Source organism: Halomonas sp. MCCC 1A11062 (assembly GCF_021404355.1).
Taxonomy (GTDB): domain Bacteria; phylum Pseudomonadota; class Gammaproteobacteria; order Pseudomonadales; family Halomonadaceae; genus Halomonas; species Halomonas aerodenitrificans.
In genome coordinates this window covers 211,803-233,325 of record NZ_JABFTW010000007.1, presented here as the reverse complement: position 1 = coordinate 233,325, position 21,523 = coordinate 211,803, and the positions used below count along the sequence as shown (strand labels likewise).

Annotated in this window: 24 protein-coding genes and 1 tRNA gene; 11 read left to right on the top strand and 14 right to left on the bottom strand. The window is 65.2% G+C overall.

Translation table 11 applies throughout. The features are described from left to right. Nucleotides 1-607 precede the first annotated feature (607 nt). Nucleotides 608-1,420, bottom strand: coding sequence for a Tim44-like domain-containing protein (locus tag HOP58_RS10325; RefSeq protein ID WP_010630247.1), 813 nt, complete (start codon nucleotides 1,418-1,420; stop codon nucleotides 608-610). Nucleotides 1,421-1,517: 97 nt separating this feature from the next. Between HOP58_RS10325 and HOP58_RS10320 the strand changes: the two genes are divergently transcribed. Next, on the top strand, nucleotides 1,518-2,093 hold the full coding sequence (locus HOP58_RS10320) for an isochorismatase family protein (protein ID WP_010630246.1): 576 nt from the start codon (nucleotides 1,518-1,520) through the stop codon (nucleotides 2,091-2,093). Between the two features lie 20 nt (nucleotides 2,094-2,113). Here HOP58_RS10320 and yaaA read toward each other — a convergent pair whose 3' ends face one another. Together yaaA and HOP58_RS10310 are read right to left on the bottom strand one after the other, a co-directional pair. Next, a complete protein-coding gene (gene yaaA / locus HOP58_RS10315) occupies nucleotides 2,114-2,893 on the bottom strand; it encodes a peroxide stress protein YaaA (RefSeq protein ID WP_010630245.1) in 780 nt (259 codons plus the stop codon). A 111-nt stretch (nucleotides 2,894-3,004) separates the two neighbouring features. Beyond that, on the bottom strand, nucleotides 3,005-4,036 hold the full coding sequence (locus HOP58_RS10310) for an NADP(H)-dependent aldo-keto reductase (RefSeq protein ID WP_234260240.1): 1,032 nt from the start codon (nucleotides 4,034-4,036) through the stop codon (nucleotides 3,005-3,007). Nucleotides 4,037-4,277: 241 nt separating this feature from the next. On the opposite strand from HOP58_RS10310, the gene HOP58_RS10305 reads away from it, so the two are divergent. Both HOP58_RS10305 and HOP58_RS10300 read left to right on the top strand, forming a co-directional pair. Beyond that, the gene (locus tag HOP58_RS10305) at nucleotides 4,278-4,796 is read left to right on the top strand and encodes a tetratricopeptide repeat protein (RefSeq protein WP_234260239.1); all 519 of its coding nucleotides are present in this window, start codon (nucleotides 4,278-4,280) and stop codon (nucleotides 4,794-4,796) included. Between the two features lie 55 nt (nucleotides 4,797-4,851). After that, nucleotides 4,852-5,373, top strand: coding sequence for a hypothetical protein (locus tag HOP58_RS10300; RefSeq protein ID WP_234260238.1), 522 nt, complete (start codon nucleotides 4,852-4,854; stop codon nucleotides 5,371-5,373). Here HOP58_RS10300 and HOP58_RS10295 read toward each other — a convergent pair. The 8 genes from HOP58_RS10295 to HOP58_RS10260 form a co-directional block, all read right to left on the bottom strand. After that, entirely contained in the window at nucleotides 5,357-6,328 is a 972-nt protein-coding gene (locus HOP58_RS10295) for an NAD(P)H-quinone oxidoreductase (RefSeq protein ID WP_234260237.1), read from the bottom strand. The two genes, HOP58_RS10300 and HOP58_RS10295, sit on opposite strands and share 17 nt — an antisense overlap. A 10-nt stretch (nucleotides 6,329-6,338) precedes the next feature. Next, nucleotides 6,339-6,896 carry a TIGR00730 family Rossman fold protein gene (locus HOP58_RS10290; RefSeq protein ID WP_234260236.1) on the bottom strand — a complete coding sequence of 186 codons (558 nt, stop codon included), beginning with the start codon at nucleotides 6,894-6,896 and terminating at the stop codon, nucleotides 6,339-6,341. A 79-nt stretch (nucleotides 6,897-6,975) separates the two neighbouring features. Beyond that, nucleotides 6,976-7,497 (bottom strand): DUF501 domain-containing protein, encoded by a 522-nt coding sequence (locus tag HOP58_RS10285; protein ID WP_234260235.1) that lies wholly within the window; start codon nucleotides 7,495-7,497, stop codon nucleotides 6,976-6,978. Continuing rightward, the gene (locus HOP58_RS10280; RefSeq protein WP_010630238.1) at nucleotides 7,469-7,798 is read right to left on the bottom strand and encodes a hypothetical protein; all 330 of its coding nucleotides are present in this window, start codon (nucleotides 7,796-7,798) and stop codon (nucleotides 7,469-7,471) included. Before HOP58_RS10280 ends, HOP58_RS10285 begins: the two co-directional genes overlap by 29 nt. An 85-nt stretch (nucleotides 7,799-7,883) precedes the next feature. Further along, a complete protein-coding gene (gene ybaK / locus HOP58_RS10275) occupies nucleotides 7,884-8,354 on the bottom strand; it encodes a Cys-tRNA(Pro) deacylase (RefSeq protein ID WP_234260234.1) in 471 nt (156 codons plus the stop codon). Then, entirely contained in the window at nucleotides 8,351-8,764 is a 414-nt protein-coding gene (locus tag HOP58_RS10270) for a thioesterase family protein (protein ID WP_010630236.1), read from the bottom strand. Before HOP58_RS10270 ends, ybaK begins: the two co-directional genes overlap by 4 nt. Nucleotides 8,765-8,843: 79 nt before the next feature. Next, nucleotides 8,844-9,659: a hypothetical protein gene (locus tag HOP58_RS10265; RefSeq protein WP_234252337.1), complete on the bottom strand. Its 816-nt coding sequence runs from the start codon at nucleotides 9,657-9,659 to the stop codon at nucleotides 8,844-8,846. A 20-nt stretch (nucleotides 9,660-9,679) separates the two neighbouring features. Continuing rightward, the gene (locus HOP58_RS10260) at nucleotides 9,680-10,114 is read right to left on the bottom strand and encodes a hypothetical protein (protein ID WP_234252785.1); all 435 of its coding nucleotides are present in this window, start codon (nucleotides 10,112-10,114) and stop codon (nucleotides 9,680-9,682) included. A gap of 33 nt (nucleotides 10,115-10,147) precedes the next feature. On the opposite strand from HOP58_RS10260, the gene HOP58_RS10255 reads away from it, so the two are divergent. Next, on the top strand, nucleotides 10,148-11,326 hold the full coding sequence (locus HOP58_RS10255; protein WP_234260233.1) for a PatB family C-S lyase: 1,179 nt from the start codon (nucleotides 10,148-10,150) through the stop codon (nucleotides 11,324-11,326). A 53-nt stretch (nucleotides 11,327-11,379) separates the two neighbouring features. Here the strand turns inward: HOP58_RS10255 and HOP58_RS10250 are convergent, their stop codons facing one another. Further along, entirely contained in the window at nucleotides 11,380-12,312 is a 933-nt protein-coding gene (locus HOP58_RS10250; protein ID WP_234260232.1) for a tetratricopeptide repeat protein, read from the bottom strand. Between the two features lie 199 nt (nucleotides 12,313-12,511). On the opposite strand from HOP58_RS10250, the gene HOP58_RS10245 reads away from it, so the two are divergent. From HOP58_RS10245 to HOP58_RS10235, 3 genes are all read left to right on the top strand, one after another. Then, entirely contained in the window at nucleotides 12,512-13,180 is a 669-nt protein-coding gene (locus tag HOP58_RS10245) for a VWA domain-containing protein (RefSeq protein WP_010630231.1), read from the top strand. A 116-nt stretch (nucleotides 13,181-13,296) separates the two neighbouring features. After that, nucleotides 13,297-14,277 (top strand): kinase, encoded by a 981-nt coding sequence (locus tag HOP58_RS10240; protein ID WP_234260231.1) that lies wholly within the window; start codon nucleotides 13,297-13,299, stop codon nucleotides 14,275-14,277. Nucleotides 14,278-14,368: 91 nt separating this feature from the next. Beyond that, a complete protein-coding gene (locus tag HOP58_RS10235; protein ID WP_234260230.1) occupies nucleotides 14,369-15,136 on the top strand; it encodes a protein phosphatase 2C domain-containing protein in 768 nt (255 codons plus the stop codon). A 277-nt stretch (nucleotides 15,137-15,413) separates the two neighbouring features. Here the strand turns inward: HOP58_RS10235 and HOP58_RS10230 are convergent. Then, nucleotides 15,414-15,490 (bottom strand) — tRNA-Met (locus tag HOP58_RS10230). A gap of 199 nt (nucleotides 15,491-15,689) precedes the next feature. Here HOP58_RS10230 and phbB point away from each other — a divergent pair. Then, nucleotides 15,690-16,436, top strand: a complete 747-nt coding sequence (gene phbB, locus HOP58_RS10225; protein ID WP_234252349.1) for an acetoacetyl-CoA reductase — start codon at nucleotides 15,690-15,692, stop codon at nucleotides 16,434-16,436. 59 nt (nucleotides 16,437-16,495) lie between these two features. Here phbB and HOP58_RS10220 read toward each other — a convergent pair whose 3' ends face one another. Continuing rightward, the gene (locus HOP58_RS10220) at nucleotides 16,496-19,279 is read right to left on the bottom strand and encodes a DUF349 domain-containing protein (protein ID WP_234260229.1); all 2,784 of its coding nucleotides are present in this window, start codon (nucleotides 19,277-19,279) and stop codon (nucleotides 16,496-16,498) included. A 278-nt stretch (nucleotides 19,280-19,557) separates the two neighbouring features. On the opposite strand from HOP58_RS10220, the gene minC reads away from it, so the two are divergent. The 3 genes from minC to minE are packed head-to-tail and all read left to right on the top strand — an operon-like array spanning nucleotide 19,558 to nucleotide 21,412. After that, entirely contained in the window at nucleotides 19,558-20,292 is a 735-nt protein-coding gene (gene minC, locus HOP58_RS10215) for a septum site-determining protein MinC (protein ID WP_234260228.1), read from the top strand. Between the two features lie 53 nt (nucleotides 20,293-20,345). Continuing rightward, complete coding sequence (gene minD / locus HOP58_RS10210; RefSeq protein WP_010630225.1) at nucleotides 20,346-21,164, top strand: septum site-determining protein MinD; 819 nt, start codon at nucleotides 20,346-20,348, stop codon at nucleotides 21,162-21,164. Continuing rightward, nucleotides 21,161-21,412, top strand: a complete 252-nt coding sequence (gene minE / locus HOP58_RS10205) for a cell division topological specificity factor MinE (RefSeq protein ID WP_010630224.1) — start codon at nucleotides 21,161-21,163, stop codon at nucleotides 21,410-21,412. The genes minD and minE overlap by 4 nt, the downstream gene beginning before the upstream one ends. Nucleotides 21,413-21,523: the final 111 nt, after the last annotated feature.

Here is a 21,523-nt window from a genome sequence, read left to right as displayed (position 1 = left end):
ACTCTGATTTCCACTGACTGCTCCTGGATCAACATCGCGGCGGCTCAAAAGCCACCATCTTCGCCCAAGGGGGTCAGATTTACCTCGGCGTCAGGGGGTCAGTTTTACATCGGCGGTGACAGATGGCCTGTGTACATACCCAAGGCTGCCAAACATAGGATGGCAGTAGCCAGAAGGGCCAGGGCAGCTGTCAGGCCCGTCTTGACGGACAGATTACGGAGCATTCGGGTCATTGATAGATCCTCCTCCATGGCTTCTTTGCGCCATGGCATACGAGTGGGAAGGCTTGAGAGCGGGATTGGGACACTCGTCAAGGGAGGCTCGTGGTGAGGGATCTTGTGGTGGTCTTGCCACGCGCCTAGACGCGTTATCGGCCGATGAGGGGGATTATAAAACGGCGTTCTTTTGAAGCTTCGTTCACGCCAGGCCCTTTGTGTTCCGGTATTTGCAACGGTTACATAGACTTGGATCATCTCTGGATGAGCATTGATAGCCTGGATTAATGAGAAGGCCTAAGTAAATGCGTAAAAATCATCGGCCTATGTTGTCTTTGGGATGACAAACAATAAGGCCGGCATTGCGCCGGCCATTTGCAACGGGGCTGTGCTCAGCTGTTCTGTTCGATGCCCTGCAGGTACCACGGGGCGCCGTCACGCATCTCGCGAACCAGGTGCCAGGTCTCGTTGAACTCGGTCTGCTCGCCGTTCTCGTCGAGGATACCGTGGAAGATGACGGTGGCCTCGGCCTGCTTGCCGATCTCACGTACGTCACCGAGCTCGGCGAACAGGCGCACGGTCTCTGTGCGATTGTTGGCCGGATGCTTGCTGCGCTCCTCGCGCAGAAGATTGTAGAGCTCGGGAGTGACGTACTCCTGAATGCCGCTGAAGTCATTGTTGTCCCAGGCGCGCTGCAGCGTCATGAAGTGCTCCTTGGCGCCGGACAGGAAGCGCTCTCGATCGAACCACTCCGGAAGGCTGTCGAAAGCGCCGCCCATGGTAGCACCCGGTGCCGGCTGGAAGGCCTGGGGAGCAGCGTGCGGCTGGTTATCGGCTGGCTGAGGGCCGCCAGCCACGGCGGTACGGCGACGCGCCAGCAGCCGGAACAGCAGGAAGCCGAGGCCGGCAATGAGCAGGATGTCCATCAGGCGCAGCTCATCGAAGGCACCACCGAAGAACAGCGCGGCCAGCAGACCACCTGCCAGCATGCCGCCCAGCATACCGGGCATACGAGAGCCGGCGGCCTGGCTGGGCTGAGCCTGTCGTGCCGGGGCGGCCTGGTTGGGGGCGGCTGCCGGGCGATCAGCGGATCGGGAGAAGCTGCCGACGTTACCGCCGCCGCCCATGCGGCGGGCTTCGGCATGTTCGACGGCCAGGCCGAAGCCCATTACGGCGACCATGAGCATGACCAGGAAGTGACGCATCGCTTGGTTCCTCTTCAGGATTGAGGGAAAAGTAGAATTTGGATGCTCCATTCTAGCGGCTATGCTGGGGAAAGTGCTGAAAAAATGGGGTAAAGCCATGCGCTTGAAGAGTGAAAACAGCTTGCTGCTGATCGTCGATCTGCAGGCGGGACTGCTGCCGGTCATCGATGGCGGCAACCAGGCCGTTGCCGAAGCACAGTGGCTTGGCGTGCTCGCCTGTGAGCTGGAGGTGCCGGTCTGGCTGACCGAGCAGTATCCGGAGGGGCTGGGCGGCAGCGAGCCGCGGCTGCTGGAAGCGCTACCGGACTATCGCCTATGGCAAAAGGTGCACTTCAATGCCCATGCCGAGTCGGATTTTGCCACCGCGCTGGAAAAAAGCGGCAGGCGTCAGATCGTGCTGTGCGGCAGCGAGGCGCACATCTGCGTGATGCAGACCGGCCTCGGGCTGCTGGAAGCGGGCTATGAGGTGTACTGGCTGAGCGAGGCGTCCGTCAGCCGGCGCGCCGAGGAGGCCAGCCTTGCCCGTGAGCGGATGACGGGGGCGGGCGCCACGCCGGTGACGGCCGATATGGTGGCCTACGAGTGGCTCGAGCGCTGTGACGACGAGCGCTTCCGTCAAATCCACCGGCGTTTTCTCAAGCCCCGCGCCTCGCGCCCGCTGCGCTTCTACTGATACATGGTGACTGATCGGGCTCAGTGTTGGGCTTCGCGTCGAGTGAAGACCAGCGTATCGCCCTCGGACATGGCGGGATTGAAGGCGTAGCCCGCCACGTCGAACTTCTTGAGGGCTTCGGGATCGTCCAGGCGCTGGCGAATCATCCAGGCGGCCATCAGGCCGCGTGCCTTTTTGGCATAGAAACTGATGATCTTGTAGCTGCCGTTCTTCTCGTCCTTGAATACCGGTGTAATCACCCGGGCGTCGAGCCGCTTGGTGTCGACGGCCTTGAAATACTCGTTCGAAGCGAGGTTCACCAGTACCTTGGAGCCGCTTTCGGCAATGGCCCGATCGAGTGCCTCGGTCAGCGTGCCCTGCCAATAGGCGTAGAGGTCCTTGCCAGCCGGATTGGCCAGCCGCGTGCCCATTTCCAGGCGGTAGGGCTGGATCAGATCGAGCGGCCGCAGCAGCCCATACAGGCCCGAAAGAATGCGCAGATGGCGCTGGGCGAACTCGTTGTCGGCGTCGCTGAAAGAGGCAGCCTCGAGACCCACGTAGACGTCGCCCTGGAAGGCCTGGGCCGCCGGCTTGGCGTTGTCGGGCGTGAAGCGCGGGTGCCATTCGGCGAAGCGGGCGGCGTTGAGGCCCGCCAACTTGTCGCTGATGCCCATCAGTTCGCTGAGCTGCTGTGGGGAGTAGTCGCGCAGGATCTCGATCAAGCGCTGGCTGTGGTCGAGAAAATCCGGCTGCGAGTGGGTGGCCGTGGTGGCCGGGGTCTCGAAGTCCAGCGTCTTGGCCGGCGAGATCACGCTCAGCATGGGGCACTCCTGTACCAGATGGGACGAATCGAACGAAGCGTGATTATATCAACCGCCGCGCGAAGACGGGGCTATCGATGCGATAGCCCTCGCCGATACCGGGCGAACCCCTCAGGGGCAGGGGTTGGGGATGCGCCGGTGCACCTCTTCGATGGCATCCAGCACGCTCTGCTCTAGCTTCAACGACTCGCTGGCGAGGTTGGCCTCGAGCTGCTCCATGGTGGTGGCGCCAATGATGTTACTGGTCAGGAAGCTACGCGAATTGACGAAGGCCAGCGCCATCTGGGCCGGGTCGAGGTCGTGCTCGCGGGCAGTGTCGACGTAGGCACGGGTGGCCTGTTCGGCCAGCGGCGAGGTATAGCGCTTGAAGCGCTCGAAGAGCGTGAGGCGAGCGTTCTCGGGGCGGGCGCCATCCAGATACTTGCCGGAGAGTACGCCGAAGGCCAGCGGCGAATAAGCCAGCAGGCCCACGTTCTCGCGATGGGCGATCTCGGCTAGGCCGACCTCGAAGGAGCGATTGAGCAGATTGTAGGGGTTCTGGATCGAGGCAACCCGCGGCAGACCGAGCCGTTCTGCGAGCTGCAGCGCCTTCATCACCCCCCACGGCGTCTCGTTGGAGAGACCGATGGCGCGAACCTTGCCGGCATCCACCAGCTCCTTGAGCACAGCAAGGGTCTCTTCCAACGTGACGGCGCTTTCCTCTTCGTCGTGCTCGTAGCCCAGGCGTCCGAAGTAGTTGGTCGAACGCTCGGGCCAGTGGAGCTGGTAGAGATCGACGTAGTCGGTGCGCAGCCGCTCGAGGCTGGCATCGATGGCCTGATGGATGTGCTCCCTGTTCAGGCGTGGGCCGCCGCGGATGTGCTCGAGGCCCGGGCCGGTCACCTTGGTTGCGATGATCACGTCGTCGCGGCTTTCACGGCGCTTGAGCCAGCTGCCGATATAGGCCTCGGTGCGCCCCTGTGTCTCGGCTCGGGGCGGTACAGGATACATTTCGGCCGCGTCGATGAAGTTGATGCCGAAGGCTACGGCACGGTCGAGCTGATCGTGGGCTTCGGATTCGCTGTTCTGCTCTCCGAACGTCATGGTGCCCAGGCACAGGCGGCTGACCTCGATACCCGTGTCGCCAAGCGGTCGCGTCTGCATCATCGCTCCTGTTGAAAGTCGAATCGGTGGCGAGCTCGTTGCCTATCCAGAGCCATGCTAGCCGAGCACTACCAAGGCAGCAAATCTAGGGGTTGAGTCGCCGGCGGGGCGGGCGTATGCTGGCCACCCTCAAGCGGCCCCGGCGGAGTCCCGCGGCGAGTTCAGACAGGCCATGACGACGACCACAGGGTGGTGCCACGTCATCAGGCTGGTTTCAGACGAACCCAAGGTTGTTTGCACGATGACGCAGGCATCATCACTGTTCACCCGACTCGAATACCGTCTTGCCGAACAGCTGTTTCACACACGCTGGTTGCCACGCTCTCCGCGTACCCAGCGTTTGACCATGCACCTCTTCGAGCGCTGCGCCGATGCCGGTCATCCCGGTGCGCTTTCGCTCTACGGGCATATGCTCTTCCAGCGTGGGGTTAGCCCTCAGGACAAGGCGCGTGGCGCTCGCTACGTGCTCGAGGCCGCGCAGGCCGGCAACCTCAAGGCTCAATACCAGGCTGGGCGGATCCTCGAACACGGCTGTGCTCAGTATCCTCGCCGTGAGGCGAGTGCCGTGACCTGGTATGCCCGCGCCGCTGAGGCAGGGCATCCGCTTGCCGCCGTGCGCCTGGCGCAAGCCTATCGCCTGGGTGAGCTGGGGCTGCCGGTGGACAGAGTTCAAGCCGCCCATTGGCAGGCGCTCGCCGACCGGCATGCGGGTCTGGAGTGTAGCGAGCTGGACAGGGACGACGCTCAAGCCCGACACTAACCCCACTTGCCGCCGCTTCTGCCACGCGGCTCTGCTTTCGAGGATACGTCCATTCGTGACGCTGCCGACACTGCTGGATATCGAGGCGTCCGGATTCGGGCGCGGTAGCTACCCCATAGAGATTGGCCTGGCACGGGCCGACGGTAGCTGCTGCGCCTTCCTCGTGCAGCCGCTGGACGAGTGGACGCATTGGGACCCCAAGGCCGAATTGCTGCACGGCATTTCCCGTGCACGTCTGCTGCGTGAAGGTCTACCCATCGCACAAGTGGCACGCTGGCTCAACGATGAACTGAGTGAGATCGGCGTGGCTTACAGCGATAGCTGGGGCTATGACAATACCTGGCTATCGCTGCTGTTTCACCATGCCGGCATGCTGCCCGCCTTTCGCCTCGAGGCACTGCGCATTCTACTCAGCGAACGCCAGCTCGGTGCGTGGCACCGCACCCGGGAAGCCCTGGTGAAAGAGCTGGGGATACGGCGCCATCGCGCCGGAGACGATGCCCGTCTGCTGCAACTTACCTATCTGCGCACCCGCGAAGACGACGATAGCGCCGAGACCTCTATCTCTCGCCGCTGACCGCAAGCAGTACCTTGCCGATATTGGCGTCCCGCTGCACATGGGCGTGAGCGGCTTCGACTTCGTCGATCGGCCAGGTACGATCGATCAGCGGTCGAATCTCTCCCTTTGCAAGGCGCGGCCAGACATGGGCTCTCAGCGCATCGAGGATGGCTCCCTTGGCCGCCGGCGGTTTGGCGCGCAGGGTCGAGCCGATCAGCCGCTGACGCTTCATCAGCATACGACCCAGATCGAGCTCGGCGTGTCGCCCACCCATCAGACCGATCAGCACCAAGCGTCCGTCGGCATTCAGCACGCGCTGATTGTCGGCCAGATAAGCGCCACCCACGGGGTCGAGAATCAGGTCGGCGCCGCCCCATGCCTTCACGGCATCCGCGAAGCTGCCCTCATGGCGATTGAACACCGCATCGGCACCCAATTCGCGGCAGACGGCAAGCTTGGCGTCACTGCCCGCCGTGACGAAGCAGGGATGGCCGAAAGCCCGGCAGAGCTGAATCGCGGCAGTGCCGACACCGCTGGCACCGGCGTGCAGCAGGACCCGCTCGCCGGCCGCCAGCTGTCCCACCATGAACAGGTTGAGCCAGGCAGTGGCAAACACTTCGGGCAGCGCAGCCGCCTCGCACAGGTCCTGGCCCTCGGGTATCGGCAGTACCTGCCGTGCATCGACCACGACCTCCTCGGCATAGCCGCCGCCCGCCAGCAGAGCGCAGACCCGCTCTCCCGGACGCAGCGTGTCGACGCCGGGACCGACCTCGATCACCGTGCCGCTGATCTCGAGGCCGAGCACGTCGCTGACCCCGGGCGGCGGTGGATAATGGCCGGCGCGCTGCATCAGGTCGGCGCGATTGACCCCGGCCCAGGCCACCGCGAGGCGCACCTCTCCGGCAGCGGGGCCTGGCGGGATGGGCTGTTCGCGCCAGGCCAGGCGCTCCTGATCGACGGCGATGGCGTGCATGGCAGCTCTCCTAGGTGACGGATACGGCGAGCCGTGCCTCCAGGGCATCCAGCAGTGCGGCGGGCTCTGCGGCGTCGATCAAGCTGTCACGAGTACGGCCGTTGAGAAAACCGTGCTCCACCGTACTGTCGAGGAACGCCAGCAGCGGACTATAGAAGCCGGCGATGTCGAGCACGCCGATGGGCTTGTCGTGCAACCCCAGGTACTGCCAGGTCCAGGCCTCGAACAGCTCCTCCATGGTGCCGATGCCGCCGGGCAGGGCGATGAAGGCGTCGGCATGGGCGGCCATGCTGGCCTTGCGCTCGTGCATGTTGTTCACGCGGATCAGGGTCGGCAGCCCCTCGTGGGCCTGCTCGCGCTCCACCAGGTGGTCGGGCATCACACCGATCACGTTGCCGCCCTTCTCCAGCACGGCGTTGGCCAGCGCTCCCATCAAGCCGATGCGGGCGCCGCCATAGACGAGGCCGTGTCCGCGCGCAGCCATTTCGTGGCCGAGGGCTCGGGTGGCTTCCAGAAAGACAGGGTCCCGGCCATCGCGGGAGCCCAGGTAGACACAGAAATTCGACATGCGCTTCTCCTTGGCAAGCCCATATCGTAGCAGCTGCCGCCCGTCAGGGAGAGGCTGTGGAAGCGTCGAAGGAAAAGAATCAGGGCAGGCAGCCGGCCACGCCGAACTCGGCGTCGAGCCACTGGCCGACGACGTTGTTGCCGCACAGGTGGTGAGCATACTGGGTGTGCAGGCAGCGCACCTGATCCCAGTTGGCAATGCCGCCGATGCCGCGTTCGCGCATGACGTCCGCATAGCCGAGCCGCTCGACTTCGGCGCGCTGGACATCACTCATGTAACGCCAGCGCCTGTCCACGTAGTCGCGATGACTGGCGTGATAGGTGGCGAGAAAATCGGGCTCTTCCTGCAGTCTTGCCTCGAGCTGCTTGATGGCACCGGCCGCTTCGATCCGGGAAATCTCGACCTTGAGGCGCGCACAGCTCAGCCAGTACAGGGTGGGGAACGGCTTGCCGTCGACGATGGGGGCCATGCGCAGCACCAGCGGGGTGCCTTCGCCGTCCACGGCGGCGACGGCCTCGATACCTCGCGGAGCGCGGCCCAACTGCTCGGCAATGATCGCGAGCTGGCGGTCATCAGGCATCTGGTCGGTCTGGATCACCATCGTTGCGGTCCCGGATGAACTTGTTGGAGCGGCCCACGGCGCGAAAGAAGGTCCGGTTGAGCTGCTCCGGCGTGGGCACGTAGCCGCGCCACTGGCGTTCGCAGTACTCGTTGGCCCGTGCCATCAGCACGTCGTAGAGGCGATTGAACGGCGCATCATAATCGTAGGGGTCGGCGCCGAACAAGCGGATGTGCGGGTAGTCGGCGAAACGCTCCATGAAGTAGCGCTCCAGGTCGGCTTCCACGGCACGATGCTGGGCGACGTTGTCAGGGTCGAGCCAGAGGTTGTAGCGGATGGCCATAAAGGACTCCTACTGGCGATGAATGGCCCGTCTGACGGGTCATGGAAATTTGACTCCGGGAGAGCGACTTCGGCTCACGATGGAATCATATCCGGGCCAGCGGGGCCAGTCGCGCCTGACACAGACGGATCAGGTCGGCAGGGGCCAGGGCGATCTCCAGGCCGCGACGACCGCCGCTGACGTGCAACCGCGCGAGGCCCTCGGCGCTGGTGTCGACAAAGGTCGGCAGGCGTTTCTTCTGCCCCAGCGGGCTGATGCCTCCCAGCACGTAGCCGGTGGCGCGCTCGGCTTCGGCCGCTTCGGCCATGCCCGCTCGCCGGGCACCGGCTGCCTTGGCCAGTGCCTTGAAGTCGAGCTGGCCGGTCACCGGCACGATGCCCACCGCCAGGCGCCCATCGTCGAGCCTGGCGATGAGGGTCTTGAACACGCATTGCGGGTCGAGCCCCAGGGCGTTGGCAGCCTCTTCGCCGTAAGCCGGGGCGCGGGGATCGTGCTCGTAGCTGAGCAGCTCGAAGGGAGCCCCGTCGCGCTCCAGCACCTTGACCGCGGGCGTCATGCGTCGGTCGGCTCCTCGAGCGGCTGCAGATGGGCCTCGAGTGCCTGGCGCAGTTCGCCCTCGATGGGCACTGCGCGCTTGGTGTCATGGTCGAAGTGCACCATCACGGTATGGCCCAGATTGGTCAGCTCGCCCTTCTGCCACGCCTCCTGGGTGACGGTGAAGGAGCTGTTGCCGAGGCGCGAAACGTAGGTGCGGATCTCGATCTCGTTGCCGTAGTGCAGCTCGGCGCGGTAGTCGACTTCCATGCGCGCCATGATCAGCTTCCACTTGCGCGGATCCAGGTCCGGCGTGAACAGGCGAAACAGGTCGTTGCGTGCCAGCTCGAACCAGGCCGGCAGGCGGGTGTTGTTGACGTGGCCGAGAGCATCGGTGTCGTAGAAGGCGGGTTCGACGGTACGCACGAACATGTGAGAGTCCCTTTGCTGTCTTGTGGTCTTGTAGCGTGTCGTTGGCAGGTGGACAGCATTGCCCCGAGCAAACGCTAGGTCAAGAGCCTGTCGCCCGTCTCGCGCCATACCAGGCCTGGAGTCGCATCCACCCGAGCAGCCACAGCGTAGCCACGGCGAAGCCCGCGAGAGTTCCCCACAGCAGACCCAGGGTGGCGTAGGTGAGCGACACGCACAGGGCATAGCAGAGCAGCGCGCCGAGCCCGGCCGGATAGTGCTTGATCACCGTGGCGGCCGGCGCGGCGCCGTGGGTGAGGTGCAGGATCACCAGCAGGGGGTACATCGAGATCGGAAAGGCCGCCAGCATGCCGGCCCAGGACGTCGGCAGCACATGGGCCAGGCCGGTGACCAGGAAGACGATGGCGGTGGCAAGGCCGGCGCGCAGTATCAGTGGCTGCCAGCGCGAGCCGCCAGAGCGTGCCTTGGTGCGGGTTTCCGGTACGTGGCGATAGAGCCAGGTAAAGATGAAGATGGCCGCCAGGGTCACCAGCGTGCCGCTCAAACGGTCGAGTTCGAAGCGCGTCAGCGTGAGGCTCGTCAGCCACCAGGCGACGAGGCCGCCCGCCGTGCCGGCGAGCACTCCCTTCAGGCCATCGTGCCTGCCGCAAATGAGATAGCCGGCCCCCAGCGCCATGGTGGCGGTGAAGCCCGCCAGGCTGTAAACGGCGCTCTCGGCGGCAAAGCCCGGTGAAATCTCCAGGCCGATGAAGAACAACGCGATCGCCGTGCCCAGGGGATAGCCGGAGAGCAGGCCGGCCATGCGCGTGCTGACACGCTCGGCAACCAGCGAGAGCCCGAGCACGATGCCAATCGATACCGCGAGCTTGGCCAGTTGCCAGCTCAAGGGGACGTCCATGAGTTTTCCTTGTGGTGAGGCTATACCAGGCGCAGGCCCTGGCGATCGGCCCAGGCAGCTCCCACCGCATGGGGCAGTTTTTCTTGCAGGTGATCAGGCAGGGCGGCGCGCGCGTCGTCCACGCTGGCGAAGTCACGGTTGCGCAGCCAGCAGTAGGCCCAGGCGCAGGCCTCGTCGTCACTCTGCGGTACCGGACGCGCCGGCATCTGCATCAGCAGGAAGGTGGCGGTACGGGCTGCCCACAGGGGGATGTCGTCGCCCGCATCGGATTGGCTCCACGCCTCCAGGGTCTTGCCGTCGGGAGTGGCTTCCGGGTCGCCCAGGCGAGCGACCCGCGCCGTCTCGGCCAGGATCAATGCGAGGCGGTCCGGGTCGCCCTGCCCCAGTCGCCGCCACTGCGCGATCGTTGCCGACATGCCTCGGCGTGCCTTGGCATAGAAGCCGCTTTGCGGCATGGTTTCGCTCATATCTGCTTCCGAGGAAAGAACATGGAGTTCGATTTTGCCACGCCCATCGAGCGACGCCACCCCGAGGGGGGTGATTGGCCTTCGCAGAAATGGCACCGCTATGATGCCAGCATCCTGCCGCTATGGGTGGCCGACATGGATTTTCCCTCGCCGCCTCAGGTGATCGAGGCGCTACGGGCGAGGGTCGACCATGGCGTGTTCGGCTACGGGACGGTTCCTGACAGTCTCAAGCAGACGCTCTGCGAGTGGAGTTCTCGAGAGTACGGCTGGGCCATCGAGCCGGAGTGGCAGCTATGGCTTCCCGGCGTGGTCCCTGCGCTGCATCTGGCCAGCCTGGCGCTGACCGAGCCGGGTGAGGGCGTGCTGACGGTCACGCCCATCTACCCGCCGTTTCTCAAGGTGGCGGAGCGCACCGGGCGCGTGTCTCAGCAAGTGGCCCTGGCCGAGCCGGCCGGCCCCGGCGAGCCATGGCGGCTCGACCTTGCAGCGCTGGAGGCGGCCATCACCTCCGAGACCCGGCTGCTGCTGTGGTGCCAGCCGCACAATCCCACCGGGCGGGTCTGGCGACACGAGGAGCTGGCCGGCCTGGCGGCGCTGGTCGAGCGGCACGACCTGCTGGTGGTCTCCGACGAGCTGCACTGCGATCTGCTGCTGGATGAAGACGCCCGGCACCGCCCGTTGGCGGCGGCCTTCCCCGAGCTTGCGGCACGCATCATCACGCTGTGGGCGCCCTCCAAGACCTTCAACCTCGCCGGTCTGACCGCCGCCTGCGCGGTGATTCCGAACGGCGAGTTGCTCCAGCGCTTCGCGGCGGCGGCGCGTGGCCTGTTGCCTGACGTCAACGTGTTGGGGCTGGTGGCCGCCGAGGTGGCCTACGGGCAATGCAATGATTGGCGGCAGGCGCTGTTGCAGACGCTGCGCGGCCATCGCCAGACGCTGATCGAGCGGGTCGCCCAGTGGCCTGGCGTTGGCATGAGCGTGCCGGAGGCGACCTATCTGGCCTGGCTCGACCTACGCCGTGCCGAAGGGCTCGCCGGTCGCCAGGGCTCGCCGCAGCAGGTGTTGCTGCAAGAGGCGAAGGTGGCGCTTTCGGATGGGGCCGACTTCGGCTGGCCGGGGTTCGTACGGCTCAACTTCGGCACCACCGCGTCTCAGCTCGAAGCGGCGTTGACGCGTCTCGATGGCGTGCTGAAGGGATGAACGCCAGCGCCAGGGGAGGTCCCTGGCGCTGGCTCGTGCAGGAAAGGGCAGTATCAGTAGAGCAGGGTGAACAGCTTGCGCCGGTAGGTGACGGTCAGCGGATGCTCGGCGCCAAGGGCGTCGAACACCCTCAGCAGGGTCTTGCGTGCCGCGTCGTCGTCGTAGGCGCGGTCCTTGCGCATCACCTCGAGCAGCCCCTCGAGGCCGCTTTCGTAATCGCCATCGGCAATCTGGCGCATGGCGCGCTTGAAGCGAGCCTCGCTGTCGTCGCGTCCGGCCAGGGCGGCCAGCTCCTCGTCGCTTGGCGCCTCCTCGCGGAACTCGATGCTGGCGCGCACGCCACGTGCCGGGGCGGCGTCCCGCTCCTCGGGGGGGAGGTTGTCGAGCAGGGCGAGTGCCTCTTCGCCGCGGCCTTCCACCACCAGCGCCCGGGCCAGCTCTACCTGATAGGGGTAATGCTCGGGGTTCTGCTGCATCAGCTGTTCATAGATGGCACGGGCCGTGGCGGCGTCGCCCTGAGCCAAGGCCTCGGCGGCCTGCTCTTCAGGGCTGGCCGGCGCATCTTCCGGTGCCGGAAAGTAGCGCGCCAGCCACTCGCGGACCTCCTTCTCGGGCAGCGCGCCCTGAAAGTGATCCACCAGCCCGCCCTGGCTGATCAACTTGACGTCCGGCACCGAGCGCACGCCGAGCTGGGCGGCGATTTCCTGATTCTCCTCGATATTGAGCTTGGCCAGGATGAAGGTGCCGCGATATTCGCGAGTCAGCTTCTCCAGTATCGGCATCAGCACCTTGCAGGGCTGGCACCATGGTGCCCAACAGTCGAGCAGCACCGGCACCTGCATGGAGAACTCCAGCAGCTGCTGGATGTTGTTGCGGTCGACGTCGATGATCAACTGCTCATCGCTGGGCGCCGCCTGGGGCGAAGGTGCTGAGGTGTCTTGGGGCGCCGTCAGGGGGGCGCCGCTGCGAGGATCGACGATGGACATGGCGTTGGCCTTGCGCAAAGAGGTGAGTTCGTTCGAAAGATGCGGGTAAAGGCGTCGGGATTCAAGAGGCTGAGGCGTACGCTGGCTGCGCGTTGGTCAGTCTGCAACGGTGGGCGCGGCATCCCTGGCGGGGCTGTGATAGTCTCGTGTTCGTCCGGTCGAATCGGGGCCGGGCACCCCAGACATGAGGATCCATGGGATGGCAACGTACCGACTGAACGGCGATAGCGACCTGATCGACAACCCATCACCTCGCTGTGCATGCATGCTGGTGCTGGATACCTCCGCGTCGATGTTCGGCCCGCCGATCCGTGAACTGAACGCCGGCGTCCAGGCCTTCATCTCGGCCATTCAGGAGGACGACATGGCGGCCTGCTCCGTCGAGCTCGGCGTCATCACCGCCGGTGGCAAGGTCACCGAACAGTTGCCTTTCACCACGGCCATGAACATTTCCCAGTGTCGGCAGTTCACCGCCTCCGGCCTCACGCCGCTGGGCGGTGCCATGGAGCTGGCGCTTGATCGCCTCGAAGAGCGTACCGCGGCCTACCGCAAGGCCGGTGTCGCCTACTACCAGCCCTGGCTGGTGGTGATAAGCGATGGCGTGCCCACCGATCAGTGGCAGGCCGTTTCGGCCAGAGCACGGGCCCTGGCCCAGCAGCGCAAGCTGGTGGTGATGCCGGTGGGAGTCGAAGAGGCCGACCTCGAGGCGCTCAGCGCCTTCTCCACGCGCCCGGCCAAGCGCCTGGACGGCCTGAAGTTTCGCGAGTTCTTCCTGTGGCTGTCGGCCAGCATGAGCCGTGTCTCGGCCTCCTCTTCCACGACCGAGCAGGTCAAGCTGCCACCCACCGATAGCTGGGACAGCATCTGAACGGATATCGAGGCGCATGCGCGACGAGACGACGGCAACAGTCACTGACTTGACTACCGCCCGCCCGGCCAAGGTTCGATAATGATGACAGGCATGGTGGCGAAGGAGGTCGAGTGGTGACGCCCGCTTTGGTGGTGAGGGATTCGCAGGGCAAGGAGCGCCGCCTCGGCAAGCGCCTGGAGCGCGGTGGCGAGGGCGAGATATTCGCCCTGCGCGACCGTCCCGACGTAATCGTCAAATGGTACTACCCCGAGGTGCTCGACAGGCGCGGCGAGGAGCTGCACCGCAAGGTCGAGGCCATGCGCATCCTGCGCGACGCCCACATGACCCGCGACGTGTGCTGGCCGCTGATCCGCGTCTTCGACGACCGTCACCGCTGGATCGGTTTCGCCATGTATCGGGCGCGCGGCGTGAAGATGAGCTTTCTCGCCCACGCCTTGCTCTATCAGCGCTATTTTCCCGGCCTCGACCGGCGCCGGATCGTCGGCTACCTGATCCGTTTCGTCGAGATCGTGCAGCAGATGCACGAGGCCGGGGTGTGCATCGGCGACTACAACCTCAACAACGTGTTCTGCGTGCCCTCATCCGACCAGGTTACGCTGATTGACTGTGACAGCTACCAACTGCGCCTCGACGGCACCTTCTATCCTTGTCCCGTCGGCAGCCCCGACATGACGCCCAAGGAGCATCAGGGCGTCTCCTTCCGCCATACCATCCGCACGCCACGCAGCGAGGCCTTCTCGCTGGCCATCGTGCTGTTCAAGTGCCTGATGCTGGGGCGCCATCCCTACGACATCGTCGGTGGCGACGACCCGGTGCGCAATCTGAGGCGCGGCAACTTCGCCTACGGCCGCGGACAGCGCGATGTGCCGCAAGGAGTCTGGTACGACCTCTGGCAGGCACTGCCCGACACCCTCCGCGACATGTTCGTGACCACCTTCACGGTGGGGGCCGACGCCCCTATTCAGCGGGCCACGCTGCCGCAGTGGCACGCGGCGCTGAGCGACTATCGCGAGGCGTTGGCAGCCGGCAAGCATGTCGTGCACCTGGCAACGCCCGGTCGGCCCCAACGTTCGCAGGTACTGCATGCCCGCTGAGTTACCCGCCTTCCCGAGTGAGAGCACATCGTACTGGTCGACTCTGGCCGTGGCCACGGCCGGACTGAGCCATGTGGAGAAAACGCCAGCCATGCCCTGCCAGGACGCAGCGGGCGGCGTGACGACACCGCGCCCGGCGCTGGTGCTGGCCGATGGTGCCGGTAGCTCGCCGGCCTCGGATCTCGGTGCGCGTACCCTGGTCAGTGCCATGCTGCGGCTGGCCGATACCCTGGAGCCCCAACTGGCCTGGCTGCTCGATGGCCGCGAAGCGCCCACGGCCGATGCCGTGGAGCAGCTGGCCAGGCTGCTGGTGCGCCATGCCAAGGGCACGCTGCACGATCGGGCGGCCGAGCAGTGCCGGGCGGTGCGCGACTTGCGCTGCACGCTGCTGCTGGCGTTGGTAGGCCGCGAGAGACTGCTGTGGCTCAAGGTGGGCGATGGCGAGCTGGTGCTGGAGCACGCGGTGTCGGTGAGCGCTGCGCAAGAGCCACAGGACGCTATGGACGAGGAACCCGAGCTGATGCCGAGACTCTGCACGCTGGGCGAGCGCGGCAAGGGGGAGTTTGCCAACCAGACGCTGTTCGTCGATGAACGCCTGGCCTTCGAGCAGGTGCAGTACGGCATCGAGACGACGACGGCTTTGACCGGCATCGCCCTGATGAGCGACGGCGCCGCCGAGAAGCTGGTTGCCTTCGACGGCGGACAGGTCTCAGGACAGCTCAGCCACTGGCTCGACGATCTGCGCCGGGGCAAGCTGCGCCAGCGCGACCTGATTCGTCGCTTCTACAGCGAGAACTTCTGCCGCGGCACCAGCGGCGATGACCGCAGCATAGCGTTGGTAGCGCGTGATCTGCCTTGAAGCATCATGTTTTCTAACGGGCAATATAAAGCCGAGGCTTGTGGCCTCGGCTTTCGCATCGGGTAGCGGCGGCTGCTGACCCTGAAGGGAGAGCGAACCGACGGTCGTCGGTTCAGCGCCCGTGCGTGCAATGAAAAACCGAGGCTTATGGCCTCGGTTTTTCGAACTTGGTTGCGGGGGCCGCTGACCTTGAATCGAGAGCGAGTCGACGCTCGTCGGTGCAGCGCCCGTGCGGGCAATAAAAAACCGAGGCTTTTGGCCTCGGCTTTTTCGAACTTGGTAGCGGGGGCCGGATTTGAACCGACGACCTTCGGGTTATGAGCCCGACGAGCTACCAGACTGCTCCACCCCGCATCAACGTGTGGCGAATTCTACGCTTTTTCTGCGCTGTGTCAAGGTGGGGGACGTTGTTAGTGCAAGCGCAGCGCATGTGTCCATAATCATTAGGGAGCAACTTGAAGGCGATGCCTTCTGCCAGCATCCTGTTGTGGCTGGCCTGCTGCGCCAGGCCAAGCACTGCGAATACAAGCGTCATGAATCAGGGAGGTGGAATATGACTCAATCAGCACCCGTAGCGTGGGTCACTGGCGGAACCGGGGGGATCGGTTCGTCGATTTGCCGCGCACTGGCGGCAGCGGGCTACCACGTGGTGGCGGGATACCACAACCCGGAGAAGGCCAAGACCTGGCTCGAGACCCAAAAGGCCGATGGATTCGACAACATTTCCTTGTCAGGTGTGGATCTCACCAGCTATCAGGCGTGTGAAGCCGGAGTCAGGGAGATCGAAGAGGCCCACGGGCCGATCAGCGTTCTGGTCAACTGTGCCGGCATCACGCGCGACGGCACGATGAAGAAAATGACGCCCGAGCAGTGGCACGAAGTCATCGATACCAACCTCAATACCGTATTCAACACCTGCCGCAGCGTCATCGAGGGCATGCTCGAGCAGAAGTATGGGCGCATCATCAACATCTCCTCGATCAACGGCCGCAAGGGTCAGTTCGGTCAGGTCAACTACTCGGCGGCCAAGGCCGGCATGCACGGCCTGACCATGGCGCTGGCCCAGGAGACCGCTACCAAGGGCATCACCGTCAATACCGTGTCGCCCGGCTACATCGCCACCGACATGATCATGAAGATTCCCGAGAACGTGCGGGAAGCGATTCGCGAGACGATCCCCGTGAAGCGCTACGGCACACCGGAGGAGATCGCCAGACTGGTGGTATTCCTGGCCGACAAGGAGTCGGGTTTCATTACCGGCGCCAACATCGACATCAACGGTGGCCAGTTCATGGGCTGAGGGAGTCGGCAGGATTGAGGGAGGCGTGGGCCTCCCTTTTTCGTGTCCGTGCGCAGCGGTCAGGGCGGCGGCAGGCGCGTCAGGCGTGCCAGCAGCGAATCGAACTCTCCCACCTCGCGCTGCCACTGCTCGGGGGAGACCGGCCCGGTGGCCAGCAGGTTGCGTAGCACGATGCGGACTTCTTCGGCCTGACTCAGGTCGCGCCCCAGGCCTTCATTGAGACGCTCGACCTGAATGGCCAGGCGCAGCGGTTCGTCATGCTGACTGACCCGCCCCATGGCCAGCAGTGAGAGGTGCACGCGCAGGCGCGCCAGCTGTTCCTGAACCTCTTCGGCGGAGGGCGGATTTCTCCTGGCGGCGTTACGCTGCTCATGCGCACGGCGCATGTCTTCGGGTAGCGATGCGGCGGAGTCGAGGGGGACCTCGGTCATGACGTCGTTCTCGAGCCAGTCGGCATCGGCGCTCAGGTGGGCATCGAGTAACGGCCGGAAGGCCTGCCAGCGCTGTACTTCTTCCACCACGGCCAGGCGTGCCAGTCGCTCGCGCCGTGTGCGCACGATGCCGCTCCAGCGCCGGCGCATGCCTTCCGTGCGGCGCCCAGAAGGGAGCGGCTCCAGCGCCGTGGCGTGCTCGATCGCCTGCTCCAGCACGTGGCCGTCGCTGGAGCGGCTCGGCTGCCAGGCGTCCAGGCGGTCGATGAGCGCCTGCATGTCGTCCAGGTGCTGGCGCGCCTGATGGGCGCGGTCGTCGCGCTGGGCCTCACGCATGGCAAAGATCTGGTCGCAGGCTGTGCGGAATTCACGCCACAGCGTCTGCTCCTCCCCGCGAGGCGCACGGCCAAGCTCGCGCCAGCGCTGCTGTAGCGCCTTGGCTCTCTCGGCCCGGGTGTCAGAGGACATCTTCTGCTCGATGAGAGCGTTAACCTCGTCGACGAGGGTGCGCTTGGCGTCGGCGACTTCCTTGGCGCGCTGGTCGATGAGTCCCTGCAAGGCGAAGCGAATGCGGCCGAAGCGTCGTCCGATGGCCTGCGCCTGATCGCGCGGCACCGGCGAATAGCGACGCCACTCTTCACGCGCCTGGTCGCGGATATGCCGCAGGGCATCCGGGTCGGCATCGTTGGCAGGGGCGTCGAGCAGGGCTTCGAGCTGTTCGCACAGGCTGGTACGCGCCTCGAGATTGCGTATCCGTTCCTCGGCCTGCCGTTCATGCCAGGGTGCCAGGCGCTCGTGTATGCGGTCGGAGGCGCTGCGGAAGCGCTCGGAGAGCTCACGGCTGGCCGCGGCATCGCCCAGCTCCTTCCAGTCTCGCACCAGTTGACGGTGGCGGCGGTCGAGTTCGGCATCCGTGATGCCGTTGTCGTCGGCCAATTGGTCGATGGCCTGACACAGCTGCTCGCGCTTGGGGCCGGCAACGTAGCCACGCCAGTCGCGCAGTTCGGCCAGGCGAGCGCCGAGCCGCTTGAGCATCGCTTGATGCGGGTGCAGCTTCGCCGAAGGCAGGGTGTCTGCGCGGTGTTTCAGGCTCTGGTGCAGGCGACTGGCACCCTTGAACTCGCCGCGATCCAACAGTTTCTCGAGCTGCTCGAGGTCTTGGGTAAAGCGCGCGAGCCGCGCCTCCTGTCCCTCTTCCGTTGCATGCTCCTGGCCTGCCAGCAGCAGCCGGGCACGGGTCAGCGGCGGCGGAGGTGGCAGCTCGTTCGGCCATTGGCAGGCCTCGACGGCGCTGGTCAGAGATTCGACGTCCTGCTCCTGCAGCGCCCTTTCGATGTCGGCGGCATGCGCTTCGAAGCGCTCCCAGGTCCGCAGCACATGGTCATAGTCCGCCAGAATCGCGTCGTAGCGCTTGCGCAGCGCTGCGTCGGTCACGTGCAGGTCCGAGAGGGTCTGCCAGCGATTGGCCAGCAGGATCTTCTGAGAGCGCAGGCTGGCGATGTCCTGGCTGGTAAGGCGGTCGCCGCGTGGCAGGCCGGCAAGGCTCTCTTCCAGCGCTTCGAGCAGCGACTCGCGTGCTTCGGCGGCCTGCTCGCGGCGTCGGTCGGTCGCGGCGTTGGCGTGTTCGCGGGCCTCGTGATCCGAGAGAGTCTTGCGGCAACCCAAGCTGGCATCCTGGAAGCGACGCTCCTGTGCGGCGTCGGGCAGGTCGCCGAGCGCTTCCCAGGCACGCACCAAGTGGCGGAAGCGGCCGGCATAGAGGGGCTCCCAGGGCGCGCGGGCGTGGGCCTCCAGCTTCATCAGCAGACTTTCCCGCTGCTCGCGTGCCGCTGCCAGCGTGGCCGCATCGTTACGTAGTCGGTTCAGGCGTTCACGCGCCTGGCGCATGACCTGACGATCCCGGCGCGCCTGCTGGGCCAGACGCTGAAGGCCCTCTTCGCTGGTCACGCGGGCGGCTGCGGCATGGCGTACGGCGGCAATGCCGTTCTCGCAGGCCTGTTCGACCAAGTCCTCTTCCGCCGATAAACGCTCCACGGCGGCCAGCCGCAGCTGCTGGTTGTCACCCTCCAGGGCCACTCGCGAAAGCAGGACGCGGTTGTCGATGGATGCCACGTAGCGCAGGCGCTGGGCGAGGTCCAGGCTGCCGGCCTGCCCGGTGATCAGAGCGACCAGGCGCCCCAGCAGCTCGGGCTGATCCGGCTGGCGCTGCACCAGGGCAAGCAGGGTGTCGACCGAGTCGATCCTGTCAAGCGCCGCCCGGCGGACCGAGCTGTCCGCATCGAGGCACAGCGCTTCCAGCGCCTGGCGCTGGTCGGGTCGAGCCGGGTCGAGCCGGGCGATGGCCTGTCGTCGAATCTGGGCATCGGGGTGCCGCCAGCGTGGGGCGAAGAGGCGGCTGAGGAATCCGGGCATGGGGCATCCTGAGATTGAGAGGCGCAGCGGCCAGGCTGCGCAGGCCGTTTTTATTGCTGTCGAGGCGGCGTCTTTCGACTAATGTATGTTATCTAAGCACGCGCCGCCGCTGTGGAAAAGTCCGTCGGAACAGCAGGGTGCGGGCAAGCATCGGTCAGTATCGGCAAATGTCGGCAGGCGCCGGAGGGCTGCGGCTGGCCGTATCACCAGTTGCAGGGGGGATGGGAGTCGCTTAGCTTTAGTCCCACGACCCGACAACACCCCAGTGGAGTCCGGCAATGAGCCTCAAAGTGGACAGGGCAGAGATGGCATTCACCTTCAAGGGGGGCATGCTGCCCATGACGGTCATGGAGTTGGCAAGCGCCGACCCCGAACGCATCCGTGAGCAGCTGTCAGGCAAGCTCAGCCAATCCCCCGCATTCTTTCAGCATACACCTGTCGTTCTCAGCGTAGAGAAGCTGGATGAGCCCCACCTGGCCCTGGAGCGAATCTGTGCCGTGTGTCGCACCCACAAGCTGTTGCCGGTGGCCGTGCGCGGTGGTGCCGATCCCGTCAAGCAGTCGGCCTGGGCGCTGGGGCTGGGCTGGTTCCCGCCCACCGATGCCACGCGGGCTCGCACGCTCGAGGAGGTGCCATCTACCGAAGCGCCGGCACCGGAGGCGGCGAAGCAACCCGGAGTGGCAAGCGGCGGTCGTATCTATCGCGGCACGGTGCGTTCCGGCCAGCAGGTCAGCGCTCCGGAAGGCGATTTGGTGGTCATCGGGGCCGTCAACGCTGGTGCCGAAGTGCTGGCGGCAGGCAGTATCCATGTCTATGGCGCCCTGCGCGGTCGTGCGCTGGCCGGCATTCATGGCGATACCGACGCGGGTATCTTCTGCCGTGAACTGCGCGCCGAGTTGCTCTCGGTGGCAGGCACCTACAAGCGTCTCGAAGACATCGACCCGCACCTGCTTGGCTCCTCGGTACAGGTCGTGCTGCGCGATGCCCAGTTGGGCATCACCTCGCTGGACTAGTCGCGCCGCGCTCTATTTTCGTCATCCATCGTCCATTCAAAGGAATGTGTAACTTGGCCAAGATCATCGTAGTGACCTCAGGCAAGGGAGGGGTCGGCAAGACCACCAGCGCAGCGGCCATCGCCACTGGGCTTGCGCTGCGAGGCAACAAGACCGTTGTCATCGACTTCGACGTGGGGCTGCGCAACCTCGATCTCATCATGGGCTGCGAGCGTCGCGTGGTTTACGACCTGGTCAACGTGATCCAGGGCGAAGCCGGACTCAATCAGGCCCTGATTCGTGACAAACGAGTCGACAACCTGCACATCCTGCCGGCCTCCCAGACCCGCGACAAGGATGCGCTGACCTCCGAGGGCGTCGAGCGGGTACTCGAGAACCTGGGTAAGGATTTCGACTACATCCTGTGCGACTCCCCGGCCGGCATCGAGCGCGGTGCCCAGTTGGCCATGTACTACGCCGATGAGGCAATCGTGGTCACCAACCCCGAGGTCTCCTCGGTGCGCGATTCCGATCGCATCCTGGGGCTGCTCGCCTCCAAGACTCGGCGCGCCGAGCGCGGCGAGGATCCGGTCAAGGAGCACCTGCTGATCACGCGTTACAACGCGGCGCGGGTCGATCACGGTGACATGCTCAACCTCGACGATATCCGGGAAATCCTGGCCATCGACCTGATCGGCCTGATTCCCGAATCCGAGGCGGTGCTGCGCGCTTCCAACCAGGGCGTGCCCGTGACCCACGATGACAACAGCGATGCGGGGCAAGCCTACATGGATACCGTCTCGCGTCTACTCGGAGAGGAAGTGCCGCTGCGCTTCCACGAGTTCCAGAAGAAGAGCCTGCTGAGCCGTATGTTCGGAGGAGGTCGCCGGTGAAGTTGCTGGAGTTTCTGAAGCGAGAACGAAAGAAGACCGCCTCGGTAGCCAAGGAGCGGCTGCAGATCATCGTCGCGCATCAGCGCAGCCAGCGTGGCCAGCCCGACTACATGCCGATGCTGGAGAAGGAGCTGCTCGAGGTGATTCGCCGTTACGTCCAGGTGGACGACGACGCCATCAACATCAGCCTGGACAGTGAAGACAACTGTTCGGTGCTGGAACTCAACGTCACGCTGCCGCGCAGTTAGACGGCGGCTGAACGAGTCCGGCTGCGACTCGCTAGTCGTACGAGCGGTGCCCGCTGCTTCCTCGGCTGAGTCGTCCGCGGGGCTGTGTTAGGCTGTGCCGCTCAGGACGCA